The organism is Neobacillus sp. FW104-15D2 (genome assembly GCF_058790155.1).
Genome location: NZ_JBYTCJ010000002.1, coordinates 177,589 through 190,605, shown reverse-complemented (window position 1 = coordinate 190,605; position 13,017 = coordinate 177,589). Strand labels below are relative to the sequence as shown.

13 protein-coding genes and 1 other annotated feature are annotated in these 13,017 nt (G+C 39.7%); all 13 genes read left to right on the top strand.

The features are described from left to right. Window positions 1-114 precede the first annotated feature (114 nt). The 13 genes from ytaF (at window position 115) to rplT (ending at window position 12,985) form a co-directional block, all read left to right on the top strand. Entirely contained in the window at window positions 115-750 is a 636-nt protein-coding gene (ytaF, locus tag AC3WR0_RS02680) for a sporulation membrane protein YtaF (protein ID WP_492550858.1), read from the top strand. Window positions 751-768: 18 nt separating this feature from the next. Then, a complete protein-coding gene (gene coaE, locus AC3WR0_RS02675; RefSeq protein ID WP_492550857.1) occupies window positions 769-1,365 on the top strand; it encodes a dephospho-CoA kinase in 597 nt (198 codons plus the stop codon). 509 nt (window positions 1,366-1,874) lie between these two features. Beyond that, on the top strand, window positions 1,875-2,906 hold the full coding sequence (locus tag AC3WR0_RS02670) for a glyceraldehyde-3-phosphate dehydrogenase (RefSeq protein ID WP_492550856.1): 1,032 nt from the start codon (window positions 1,875-1,877) through the stop codon (window positions 2,904-2,906). A 423-nt stretch (window positions 2,907-3,329) separates the two neighbouring features. Next, a complete protein-coding gene (gene speD, locus AC3WR0_RS02665) occupies window positions 3,330-3,704 on the top strand; it encodes an adenosylmethionine decarboxylase (protein ID WP_027320232.1) in 375 nt (124 codons plus the stop codon). 282 nt (window positions 3,705-3,986) lie between these two features. Then, window positions 3,987-4,385 (top strand): hypothetical protein, encoded by a 399-nt coding sequence (locus AC3WR0_RS02660; protein ID WP_492550855.1) that lies wholly within the window; start codon window positions 3,987-3,989, stop codon window positions 4,383-4,385. Between the two features lie 116 nt (window positions 4,386-4,501). After that, entirely contained in the window at window positions 4,502-4,963 is a 462-nt protein-coding gene (gene nrdR, locus AC3WR0_RS02655; protein WP_027320230.1) for a transcriptional regulator NrdR, read from the top strand. Window positions 4,964-5,019: 56 nt separating this feature from the next. Next, the gene (locus AC3WR0_RS02650) at window positions 5,020-6,417 is read left to right on the top strand and encodes a replication initiation and membrane attachment family protein (RefSeq protein WP_492550854.1); all 1,398 of its coding nucleotides are present in this window, start codon (window positions 5,020-5,022) and stop codon (window positions 6,415-6,417) included. Window positions 6,418-6,430: 13 nt separating this feature from the next. Further along, a complete protein-coding gene (dnaI, locus tag AC3WR0_RS02645) occupies window positions 6,431-7,360 on the top strand; it encodes a primosomal protein DnaI (protein WP_492550853.1) in 930 nt (309 codons plus the stop codon). 515 nt (window positions 7,361-7,875) lie between these two features. After that, window positions 7,876-8,742, top strand: coding sequence for a sporulation protein YtxC (gene ytxC / locus AC3WR0_RS02640; RefSeq protein WP_492550852.1), 867 nt, complete (start codon window positions 7,876-7,878; stop codon window positions 8,740-8,742). Window positions 8,743-9,291: 549 nt separating this feature from the next. Beyond that, on the top strand, window positions 9,292-11,223 hold the full coding sequence (gene thrS / locus AC3WR0_RS02635; RefSeq protein ID WP_492550851.1) for a threonine--tRNA ligase: 1,932 nt from the start codon (window positions 9,292-9,294) through the stop codon (window positions 11,221-11,223). A 339-nt stretch (window positions 11,224-11,562) separates the two neighbouring features. Further along, window positions 11,563-11,698 (top strand) — a sequence feature (ribosomal protein L20 leader region). Between the two features lie 169 nt (window positions 11,699-11,867). Continuing rightward, a complete protein-coding gene (gene infC, locus AC3WR0_RS02630) occupies window positions 11,868-12,371 on the top strand; it encodes a translation initiation factor IF-3 (RefSeq protein ID WP_027320225.1) in 504 nt (167 codons plus the stop codon). A 17-nt stretch (window positions 12,372-12,388) separates the two neighbouring features. Then, window positions 12,389-12,589: a 50S ribosomal protein L35 gene (gene rpmI / locus AC3WR0_RS02625; protein WP_027320224.1), complete on the top strand. Its 201-nt coding sequence runs from the start codon at window positions 12,389-12,391 to the stop codon at window positions 12,587-12,589. A 36-nt stretch (window positions 12,590-12,625) separates the two neighbouring features. Next, complete coding sequence (gene rplT / locus AC3WR0_RS02620) at window positions 12,626-12,985, top strand: 50S ribosomal protein L20 (protein WP_027320223.1); 360 nt, start codon at window positions 12,626-12,628, stop codon at window positions 12,983-12,985. Window positions 12,986-13,017 lie beyond the last annotated feature (32 nt).

Below are 13,017 nucleotides of genomic sequence, written 5' to 3'. Positions count from 1 at the left end.
CCTGGCCAGGTCCATTGACTTGATAATCCCAATTTTTGCTGTTGCTTTTTGAATGACACGGGAAAGGCTCCTTTCATATACTATCGTGATGATTGACAGGAAGGAGCTCTTTTCATGGTTCACATTCTTTCACTTTTTATTCTCGCTTTTGCTGTCAGTCTTGACAGTTTTAGTGTTGGCTTTACCTACGGCCTCCGGAAAATGGTCATGCCCTTTAAGTCTGTTTTAATTATTGCCGCATGCTCAGCTGTCTCCCTTATGCTTGCGGTAACCATAGGGCATGGTCTTCAAAGGATACTTTCGCCTGGGATTACAGCGGGACTTGGCGGTATGATCCTTATTATTTTGGGAGTCTGGGTATTATATCAATTTTTTAAGCCAGAAAAAAACAGAGAACAGGAAAATCGCGAAAAAACAATAGTTAACTTTGAGATCCGTTCTCTGGGTCTTGTCATTAATATACTGAAAAGGCCACTATCAGCTGACTTTGACCAATCAGGGACCATAACAGGCATAGAAGCACTTTTGCTTGGAACAGCACTGTCCATGGATGCTTTTGGTGCAGGGGTGGGGGCAGCAATGCTTGGATATTCCCCTTTTTATCTGGCTGGTTCTGTAGCGGTAATGAGTTCGCTTTTCGTCATTATGGGAATCAAGAGCGGCACCTTTTTTTCAAAAAGCGATTGGGTGCAAAAGCTTACATTCCTTCCAGGAATATTATTAATTGTGATTGGAATATGGAAATTATAACACTGAAAGGAATTATCAATGGCACTAATAATCGGACTAACTGGCGGTATTGCCAGTGGAAAAAGCACAGTATCCACTATGTTAAAAGAAAAAGGAATTACGGTTGTTGATGCAGATGTTGAAGCACGTCTTGCGGTGGAAACAGGCGAACCTGCATATCTTAAAATTGTTGAAAACTTTGGTTCAGATATACTCTTGCCAGATGGGGGTATTGACAGGCCAAAGCTTGGGTCCATTATATTTCATAATGAAGAGAAGCGCCGGGTGTTAAATGAGATTGTTCATCCTGATGTTCGCAGGCGAATGAATGACAAAAGAGAAATAGCCGTTAATAGAGGAGAAAAAGCAGTTGTTCTGGATATCCCGCTATTATTCGAAAGCCGCTTGGAATACATGGCTGATAAGACTATTCTTGTTTATGTGGATGCCCCAGTGCAGTTGTCGAGGCTGATGAGCAGGAATGGTTTATCTAGGGAAGAAGCTGAGGCTAGAATAAAGTCACAAATGGATTTAAAGATAAAAATTAATTTGGCAAATGCCGTTATTGATAATAACGGTACAATAGAAGAAACAAAAAAACAGTTAGACTCTATCCTGGAAAGCTGGATAAAGTGAATAAAGTATAACACATTGAGAAGGGTGGCCTTCTCTTTTTTTGTTCCCATTCCTGTTAAACGAAGTTTTTTATAGTGGGAATATGCGATGTTCCTATAAAGTGGATTAGCTTTTTCATGGGAATGGCGACATTAGCCTAAAAGGGGCTTGCATCTTTTTAGCTAATCAAAATCTATATCCATAAATGCTGACCGCACGACGGACAGGTCACGAAGGCTTCTTCAGCTATATCACCGCACGAAGGAAAGGCTTCTGCTATTCAAAGGAAGTCCTAGTCAGGCAAAAGGCACAGGACTAGGCAAGCTTTGTCTGCTTCCTCGCAGGAAGAAAAAGCAGCAATAAAAGATAAAGATTTTTTTTAAAAACCTAAATAAACCCTTTAAAGTTCAGAATAGTGGAACATTTTGATAATTCCACTCTTTTGGTATCGCAAAAGCTTTTAAATATGTTATACTAATTACTAATATACAAGCGATTGAGTATAACATTAATACGGAAGGGGCCGTACAATGAAAGCAAGAATAGCAATAAACGGTTTTGGGAGAATTGGAAGAATGGTTTTTAGGAAAGCCATTCTTGAAAATAGTCTTGAGGTAGTGGCAATTAATGCTAGTTATCCGGCAGAAACATTAGCGCATCTAATTAAATATGACACAACCCATGGCCAGTTCGAAGGCGAAGTGGTTCCTTTTGATAATGAATTGATCGTTAATGGCAAAAGAGTTCAATTGCTCGATAATAGGAATCCAGAATTGCTCCCTTGGAAGGAAATGAATATTGATATAGTAATAGAAGCGACAGGAAAATTTAATTCTTATGATAAAGCAAGCCTTCATCTTGAAGCGGGTGCCAAAAAGGTTATTTTAACAGCACCTGGAAAAAATGAAGATATCACGATTGTTATGGGAGTTAATGAAAATAAATTGGATCCGTCTAAGCACCATGTTATTTCAAATGCGTCCTGTACAACCAATTGCCTTGCGCCGGTGGCTAAGGTACTTGATGAAAAATTCGGCATAGTTAATGGACTCATGACAACTGTTCATGCTTATACAAACGATCAGAAAAATATTGATAATCCTCATAAGGATTTAAGAAGGGCTCGCGCATGCGGTCAGTCAATCATACCGACTTCCACAGGTGCGGCAAAGGCATTATCTCTAGTTCTTCCCCAGCTCAAAGGGAAAATTCACGGAATGGCTCTTCGTGTCCCTACACCAAATGTTTCTCTTGTTGATTTAGTTGTAGATTTAAAGAAGGAAGTAACTTTGGATGAAATCAATGATGCTTTTATTGAGGCAGCAACTGGGCCATTAAAGGGCATTCTTGGATTTACTACTGAACCGCTAGTTTCAGTAGATTTCAATACTGACGAACATTCAGCTGTTATTGATGGTCTTTCTACTTTAGTTATGGGCGGTCAAAAGGTGAAGGTCCTAGCCTGGTACGACAATGAATGGGGCTATTCTTCTCGTGTAGTAGATCTTACTATGTATGTTGCTGAAGCAATGGCAAGTGAATCACAGGTGAAAGTCGGATAATATAAATATTAAAAATAAGAGATTGCTGCCTAACAGGGCAGCAATCTTTATGTGTTAAAGGGATATCCATTCAGTACAGGAAGCAATTAATCGGGGAGGCTTCAGAAATGTCTCCCCACTATTTTTTGGCTTACTCTATACAAAAAAAATCTCGCACAAATCCTGTGATCTGAAACTGTGCTTATTGCTAAATGCCCGTGCAAATTATTTTGAAAAATTAATGTGAAAAATTTTAATATGATAGGTTGCAAAAAAAATATAAACAAAGTATACTAGTCAACGTGAACTTCTTGAGATTAGGTATAGGTTAATTACTTAAAGGGTTAGGACCTCTCTGGACTAACTTTCCCCCGTGGTAGTTAGAAGATACCGTCAATATCAGGGTTTCAGGAAGAACAAAAATGTACGAGGGGGAAAGTTATTATGGAAACAATGGGACGCCACGTCATTTCCGAACTATGGGGATGCGACTTTGAAAAATTGAATGATATGGATTTTATTGAACAAACATTTGTAGAAGCTGCTTTAAAATCGGGTGCTGAAATTCGCGAAGTTGCTTTTCATAAATTCGCACCTCAAGGTGTAAGCGGAGTTGTTATTATTTCTGAATCACATCTAACAATTCACAGCTTCCCTGAGCATGGTTATGCAAGCATTGATGTTTACACATGTGGAGATTTAAACCCAAATATTGCTGCTGACTTTATTGCGGAAGCATTAAATGCACAAACACGCGAAAACATTGAAATTCCTCGTGGAATGGGTCCTGTGCATGTAAAGCAGGCAAAAGTTCTTTAATTATTATAATAATAATGTGAAATTGACCGTAAAGAGGTGTATTTTGAATACACCTCTTTTTATTTGCTAAACGGAATTTATATTCATGAATACTGAACGTACGGCAGGACAAGGAAAGTTTCGTCAGCTTTGCCTCGCACGAAGAAAAAGCAAAGCTTTTTCGAGGATGTGACTTTGGAACATGATAAGAAGGGCATCTCGAAAAAAACTGGCGAATGCGAAGTTTTTCTAATATGGGTTCTTAAGGTAAAATATAAAGAAAAGACGTAAAGGAAGAGGTTAATGGGCATTTTTAGCAGTATTTTTAGCCGCTATCAAAAACAAATTGAAACAGCTGAAGGCCAAACAGATGAGCAGCTAAGGACTCATTATTACAAAGCTAATTTTCATAAACTTTTTCAATCGGTTGAAGAAATGTTCCGCAATGATCCAAACTGCAGGATAATCAGTGTTTCCAAGGAACATGGCGAAATAGCAGTCGAGGTAAAAAGTCCCTTGCAAAGCTTTCTGATTGCAACAGTGATATCTGTAAAACCTCTTGAAACTGCTGTGGATTTTAATATATCATCCGAAAAAATGTCCCTAACCGGCTTGCGCCCGGCTCTAAGGAAGCAGATTGCGGGTTATTACAACCGCCTCAGTAAGCTCCATACATATACGGGAGCAGGGAAAAACGTATAATAGTAAGTCTTGTATAAACTAATTCTTTTTTATAAAATAATATTAAAGAAGCGTATTGAAGAAATATTTTTTATTAGGTTTACCGCGACTCTTATAGAAAAGATGGAGCTGATGGAATGAAGTGCCCTTCATGTCAAAATATCGGAACACGCGTGCTTGACTCCCGTCCGGTTGACGAGGGGCGGGCAACGCGGCGCCGTCGTGAATGCGAGGAATGCGGTTTCCGATTTACTACTTTTGAGAAAATAGAAGAAATACCGCTAATTGTGGTCAAAAAAGAAGGAACACGAGAAGAATTCAGCCGGGATAAAATTTTGCGGGGGCTAATTAAAGCCTGCGAAAAGCGTCCGGTTGCATTAAAAGTTCTTGAAGACATTACTGCAGATGTAGAAAAAGAACTGAGAAGCCAGGGAACCTCCGAGATAAACAGTGAAATAGTAGGTGAGATGGTAATGGACAGGCTCGCCACTGTCGATGAGGTTGCCTATGTCCGGTTTGCTTCTGTTTATCGTCAGTTCAAAGATATTAATGTATTTATAGATGAATTAAGGGATTTGATTAAAAGAGGGCAATCCTAAGAGCTGAAGCATCAATCTTTGGCTCTTTTTTACTCTTTAAGAAAGGTTTGAAACAGATGGCGCAGCACTGGCAGGAACTTGTTCCTATCGATAGGTACATCGTTGCAGCAGATGGGCTCCTCCATGACTATGACCGGAAAGTCCTGACGTTTTTATATCAGCCGCTAATTGGCAGCAGCTGTTTTAGCTTATACATGACACTTTGGGGTGAACTTGAAGCAAATCGTTTATGGTCCGAATCTTCATCCCATCATCTTTTAATGAATTTAATGGATATGAATTTGAAAGATATATATGAGGCACGGTTAAAGCTTGAAGGCATCGGTCTTATAAAGACATATGTCAAAACTGAAGATGGTGAGCGGGCTTTTATCTATGAACTTCAATCGCCACTAACTCCGGAGCAGTTTTTCCTTGATGGCATGCTGAATATTTATCTATATCGCAAAATTGGAAAAAATCATTTCGCACGGTTAAAACGCTTTTTTAGCGACCACAAAATACCAGACGAACATGAATATAAAGAAGTAACAAAATCCTTTCAGGATGTATATGTATCAGCAGCTCCAGGTTCTATACAGTATATGCAGGATAATTCCCGAGAGCTTGAGGCGGAGGATGAACAGGTTTTTGTAGGGAGACATGGGCAAAAAGGGGTACAAGTTAATACTGCATCCTTTGACTTTGATCTGCTGTTATCTGGTTTAACCGATTCTCTTGTTCCAAGAAAGGCCTTAAATCAAAAGGTAAAGGATGTAATCAGTAACCTTGCTTTTTTATATGGAATCGACCCCATGCAGATGAAAAATATTGTTTTAAGTGCTGTCGATGAAGAGAATGAAATAGATGTCGAAGAGTTAAGAAAGGCAGCCAGAGACTGGTATCAGTTTATACACTATGACGATCTTCCATCTTTAATTGAAAGATCCCAGCCCGCTATTCATAAAGTTCTCCATGACGAGCCAAAGACAAAAGAAGAAAAGCTGATGCATTATATGGAAACAGCTTCACCTCTCCAATTTTTAAAAGATCTTTCAGGCGGCGGAGATCCCTCGAAGTCAGATATGCAAATAATTGAAGAAGTCATGTTCAAGCAAAAGCTTCTTCCAGGAGTTATTAATGTACTTATTCATTTTGTTATGTTAAAAACGGATATGAAACTGACAAAAGGCTATGTTGAAAAGCTGGCAAGCCATTGGAGCAGGAAACAGGTTAAAACGGTAAAAGAAGCAATAGAGCTCGCTAAAAATGAACACAGCAAGTACATTAGCTGGACTGAGAACAAAACGGCAGGGAGGCCCGCTTCGAAGAAGAAACCGATTCGGACTGAATTTCTTCCTGACTGGTTTGATGAGACCACCGAGAATAAACCATCGGTTAATACGGCTGACCAAAATGATATTGATTTGAAGAAACGGGCTCTTGAAGAAAAGTTAAAGGCTCTTCGCAAATAGGAGGTGATTGGGTATGGAGAGAATTAACCAGACATTAAAAAGGCTTGCTTCGAATGAGAATTTTCAAAAGAGATACGAAAAAATGCGGAACGATACCTTAAATCATCCTGATGTGAAATACTTTTTAATGGAGCATCAGGGCGATATTACCTCAGAAATGATTGAAAAAAGCATTGGTAAGCTGTTTGAATATACTAATCAGAGTAAAGAATGCAACCGTTGTCCAAGCCTGGAGGGCTGTATAAATATCATGCAGGGTTACCATCCAAGGCTTGTTTTGAATAGAAACTCCATTGATGTACAGTATGACCGCTGTCCAAGAAAAGTCATGCACGATGAAAAACAGAAAAACCAAAAACTAATTAAAAGTATATACGTACCTAGAGAAATCTTAACTGCAACCTTTGACTCACTTAAAATCAGTGAAGGTAAAATGGACGCTGTTGATAAAGCCGCTTCGTTTGTGATGAATTACAAGCGGGGGCAAAAACAAAAAGGTTTATTTCTTTATGGGAAATTTGGTGTTGGAAAGTCTTATCTTCTGGGTGCCATCGCCAATAAGCTGGCAGAGGATCAAATTTCTTCCATGATCGTTTATGTTCCAGAATTACTGCGTGAAATGAAGAGCTCTATCGCTGATGCAACCTTAAATGAAAAAATTGAGAAGCTGAAAAGGGAACCAGTGCTAATGTTAGACGATATTGGTGCGGAGGCTATGTCTAGCTGGACCAGGGATGAAGTTATTGGACCTATTCTACAGTTCCGTATGCTTGAAGATCTTCCCACTTTTTTCACTTCAAACTTTGACTTTCAGGGGCTTGAGCATCATTTAACTTACAGCCAGCGTGGAGAAGAAGAAAAAATGAAAGCAAAGAGGATTATGGAACGTATCCGTTATTTAACAGAGCCAATACAAATAGACGGGCCAAATCTGCGGAATTAATATATTAAGCCGAAAAAACTGCTGGAGAGGTCCGGCAGTTTTTTCGTTGTCGACCGAAAGGGGGTTCGGAATGCTATTCCGAACCCCCTTTTTGACTGGATAGGAAAGTATAAAGTTTTACCTATTAAATTGTCTAGCTCCAGCACCCAGCGACTAGTGTCCATCCCGCTTCTCCCTACGATAAGTCAACATCGAAATGCTTTGCATTTCGTGTATCCTTTATCTCAGTCGAAGTGGGCCCCAGTCCATACGTCGCTGAACGGGCGCTTGTGCTTTTCTTATTTTATTGAGATATCCTATTGGATTGGACATTCTTATTCACCGTTTCAAGGCCAGTACTGTACCTAGCCGTGTCCTCCAGTTGGCCCTCATTTCAAATTCAGGCCTGCTCTACAAAAAAATGACTGTAAGCAAGCTCGATTTTCATCAAGTTTTTTTACTATCGTTCCCCATTCTAATTTCGGACAATCCCCCATATACATTAAACAGAGATTCTGGAAGATGGGGGGATCTGGTTGATCGAAATTACTTTTCAAAGCAAAAATGATGCAATTAGCTTATTTAAAATAATTAAACAGCAATTGCCGGAAGAGGAACAAGAAAAAATTCTTCTTGGTGAAGATCGATATATATTTACAATAACACTGCCGAATAACTGTGACAGAGTACTCACAGATGGTCTTTGCCAGTTTATATATGGACCTAAAAAAGATGATTGGTTCATAAATGTCCTTAAACAACGTTTTTATTACGAAGATCCGGAAGAGCAGCAGGAAATTACTTGCATTTTCTATTCTATTTTGGAAGGAAACAGAAAGGGTCTAAAATCTTTTTTGTGCAATCCTGAGGATGAAAATATAGTACCTGAAGCTGTTGGCCAAATGGTTGTGGAGAACGCTTGCTTCTCATTTGATTCGTTTGTCCAATTTCGTCTCCGGCAATATCTTAAACTTCTTGAGAATTATGCGGAAATAGCCATTGATGAATATAAAATGGAACAGGAATATCAAATGTTTGTCCAGACTTTAAGAGACTTTTTGTCGAGGCAGCCATCTTCCTATACCTGTATTCATGCTGTCTTTGACGATGAAATTACCTTTTATACTGGACAGTTTATTCCTATCAAGAAAAATGAACTGATAAAGATGATCGACAGACGATTACTAATCAATCATCCGGTTTATGTAGATTCTGTTTCGATTGCGCCGCTTCTGTCGATTGCACCTGAGTCCATCCTTGTCTATACGAAGGATAGAGATCAGCCGTTAATTCGGACAATCCAAAATATTTTTGAAGAAAGGGTTGTGATTAAGAATCTATCTGAGTTTCCTGAGAGCATTGCAGCTGACAGGGAAACCTCTGCAGCCAATGACACGAACTAAAAATTTAAAAGTGGATGCCAGAAGCAACTTTTATAACACCTATTTTTAAAAAAATACTTTTGTCCGCTTGATTTTTCCATTTATAATAATTATAATTACGTACATAGTAATTAGAAAAGCGTAAGCTCTTGTTAAGCGACGTATGCATCAAGAAGTATTTCTGAGATGTAAACTCGCTGGGTGCTTAAACTGGACAGTAATTAACTTTAAACATTAAAAGTGATGATAAGGACATGGGTATTCATTTACGGTTTCCAGAGAGGGAAGAGTGCTGAAAACTTCCTAACACGAATTGAGTGCTTACCGCCTTTAAACTTCGGCTGTGAAAGTTCTGTTTTATACTGAACGACTAATAGCTGACGGATGCAGCCGTTACACTGCCCACAAGCCGGTGATTTTACATGCCGGAAAATTGGGTGGAACCACGTGTTTATTAAAACTCGTCCCTTTACCAGGGACGGGTTTTTTTATTTTTATTTTTTTTGTTGCTGGGATAACCGTCAATAGTTCCGGGTTTATCAGCATCCATAATGAAAAGGAGGAGTTACCATGTCAGAAGTTGTGAAAATAGCGTTTCCAGATGGAGCAGTAAAGGAGTTTGCTGCGGGTACAACGACTGAAGACATCGCTGCTTCCATTAGCCCGGGCCTCAAGAAAAAAGCAATTGCGGGGAAATGGAATGGACAACTGTATGATCTTCGCCGTCCAATCAATTTGGATGGTTCCATAGAAATTGTGACACCAGACTCAGGAGATGCCCTTGAAGTCCTTCGCCACAGCACAGCCCATTTAATGGCACAAGCGATTAAAAGAATTTATCCTAATGCTAAATTAGGAGTAGGTCCAGTGATAGAAGGCGGTTTCTACTATGATATCGATCTTGAAGAGTCCCTGACACCAGAAGACCTTCCAAAAATCGAAAAAGAAATGGCAAAAATCGTTAACGAGAATATTGAAATTGTGCGCAAGGAAGTCAGCCGCAATGAAGCTAAAAGGCTTTTTGAGGAAATTGGTGACCAATACAAGCTTGAATTGATTGACGCGATCCCTGAAGATGAAACAGTAACAATTTACGAACAGGGCGAATTTTTTGACCTTTGCCGGGGGGTACACGTACCTTCAACAGGTAAAATTAAAGAGTTCAAGCTTCTGAATATTGCTGGTGCGTACTGGAGAGGTAACAGTGATAATAAAATGCTCCAGCGAATTTATGGCACAGCCTTCTTTAAGAAGGAAGATCTTGCAGAACACCTTCGACTTCTGGAAGAAGCAAAAGAACGAGACCATCGGAAGCTTGGTAAAGAATTAAGCCTGTTCACTACATCTCAAAAGGTTGGGCAGGGGCTTCCACTTTGGCTTCCTAAAGGTGCAACTATCCGCCGGATTGTAGAACGTTACATTGTCGACAAGGAAGAAAGACTTGGATACAGCCATGTTTACACTCCAATAATGGGAAGTGTGGACCTTTACAAAACTTCAGGACACTGGGACCATTACCAGGATGATATGTTCCCTGTCATGGAGATGGATAATGAGCAGCTTGTTCTTCGTCCAATGAACTGTCCTCATCACATGATGGTTTATAAAAATAGCATTCACAGCTATCGGGAGCTTCCTATTCGAATAGCTGAACTTGGCTTAATGCACCGTTATGAAATGTCCGGTGCCCTTTCAGGACTACAGCGGGTTCGCGGAATGACTTTAAATGATGCACATATCTTTGTAAGGCCTGACCAAATCAAGGAAGAATTCCAGCGTGTTGTCAGCCTGGTTCTTGATGTATATAAGGATTTTGATTTGAAGGATTATTCTTTCCGCCTTTCTTATCGCGATCCTCAGGATAAAGAAAAATATTTTGATGATGATGCAATGTGGGAAAAAGCTCAAAGCATGCTGAAAGAAGCAATGGATGAACTCGGCCTGGAATACTTTGAAGCTGAGGGAGAGGCAGCCTTTTATGGCCCTAAACTAGATGTTCAGGTTAGAACAGCTCTGGGTAAGGATGAAACTCTTTCAACTGTCCAGCTCGACTTCCTTCTACCTGAAAGGTTTGACCTGACTTATATCGGTGAGGATGGCAAGCAGCACCGTCCGGTTGTCATCCACCGCGGTGTTGTATCTACAATGGAACGCTTTGTTGCTTTCCTTATCGAAGAATATAAAGGAGCTTTCCCAACATGGCTTGCTCCGGTTCAAGTGCAGGTTATCCCAGTATCTCCTGATGCCCATCACGATTATGCTAAAAAAGTTTTGGAGCAGCTTCATAGTGAAGGTTTTAGGGTTGAAATGGATAGCCGGGATGAAAAAATCGGCTACAAGATCCGTGAAGCTCAAATGCAAAAAATTCCTTATATGCTTGTAGTTGGGGATAAAGAAGTGGAAGAAAACGCAGTCAACGTAAGAAAATACGGTGAACAAAAATCCGAAACTATTCCATTTGACCAATTTATTGCTTCTTTGAAAAATGAAGTAAAAAGATAATATCAACATATCTTGAGAGGGAGCCTTTTCCCTCTCTTTTTGTTTAAGGATTTTTAGAAGGTTATAAAGCAATTTGTTTCTTTACGCTAAATTGATTGGGACAAAGGTGGGAGACTCCCAGACCGCCCGTGGAAAGCGAACGTCCGGAGCGAAAATCAAGAAAGTATTTTAAGAGAATTTTTATTCAAAAATCAGCAGCAAAAATAAAAAATGTAATAAAGGTATTGTAAAATGTATTTTATTTTGATATGATACAAAGCGTTGTGATGAAAGTGATTCGTTTGACATCTAATGTTTCTATATGATATAGTTACAAAGGTAAAATTGAATACGAGTTTTTGGGAAAAGAAGAAGCACCCGCTTCTCACCTGATTGACGCGATCTTAGCAGTTGGCAGGTTTTACGTAAACGAACTAGAACCTTTAATGTGTTTTCGTAAAGTGTGGGTGTCTTACATCCGCACTTTTTTGTTTGTGAAGGGAACGCTGGAATATCCGGCCATATATAGCCTGCGGCTGCTGGCTTTTGTGATCAGCCTGGTGTCTGGCGGAGTAATGCAGGGATAATAGCTTATCCTATTAATTTCTTGACCCGGACATGTATTCGTTATAAAACCTTGGAGGTGGCTAATTATTAGTAAAGATATGCTGTTAAACGATGGTATTCGTGCTCGCGAAGTCCGTCTGATTGACCAGAACGGCGAGCAGCTTGGCATTAAGTCTAAAAATGAAGCTCTAGAAATAGCCGGACGCGTTAATCTTGACTTGGTGCTTGTTGCACCAACTGCCAAGCCACCGGTAGCCCGAATTATGGATTATGGAAAGTTTAAATTCGAGCAGCAAAAGAAAGATAAAGAAGCTCGTAAAAATCAAAAGATCATCACTACTAAAGAGGTTCGTCTGAGCCCTACAATTGATGAGCACGATTTTAATACTAAGCTTCGCAATGCAATTAAGTTCCTTGAAAAGGGCGATAAGGTAAAAGCCTCGATCCGCTTTAAAGGCCGGGCAATTACCCATAAAGAGATCGGTCAGAAGGTACTGGACCGTTTTGCTGAAGCGTGCAAGGAAGTTGCTACAATTGAGTCCCATCCAAAAATGGACGGACGGAGCATGTTCCTCGTTTTAGCACCTAAAATCGACAAGTAATAGGGAGGAATTCCAAAATGCCAAAAATGAAAACACACCGTGGCGCTGCAAAGCGTTTCAAGAAGACTGGCTCTGGCCAGTTAAAGCGTGACCACGCTTATACAAGCCACTTATTTGCAAACAAATCTACTAAAGCAAAGCGTAAGCTTCGCAAATCATCACTTGTTTCTAAAGGTGACTTCAAACGTATTCGTCAATTATTAACAAACATGAAGTAATCTCGAAGATCGAGTCATATATAGGAGGGAAATTACATGCCACGTGTAAAAGGCGGTACTGTAACGCGCAAGCGTCGTAAAAGAGTTCTTAAATTAGCAAAAGGTTATTACGGTTCTAAACATACATTATACAAAGTTGCTAACCAACAGGTTATGAAATCATTACAATATGCATTCCGTGACCGTCGTCAGAAAAAACGCGACTTCCGTAAACTTTGGATCACTCGTATCAATGCAGCAGCTCGTATGAACGGTCTTTCTTACAGCCGTTTAATGCACGGTTTAAAGCTTGCTGGTATCGAAGTAAACCGCAAGATGCTTGCTGAATTAGCAGTTAGCGATGCAAATGCATTTGCTCAATTAGCTGAAGCAGCAAAACAACAAAACAATAAGTAATTAATATATAAGCCATTCTCTTAGATGAGAAT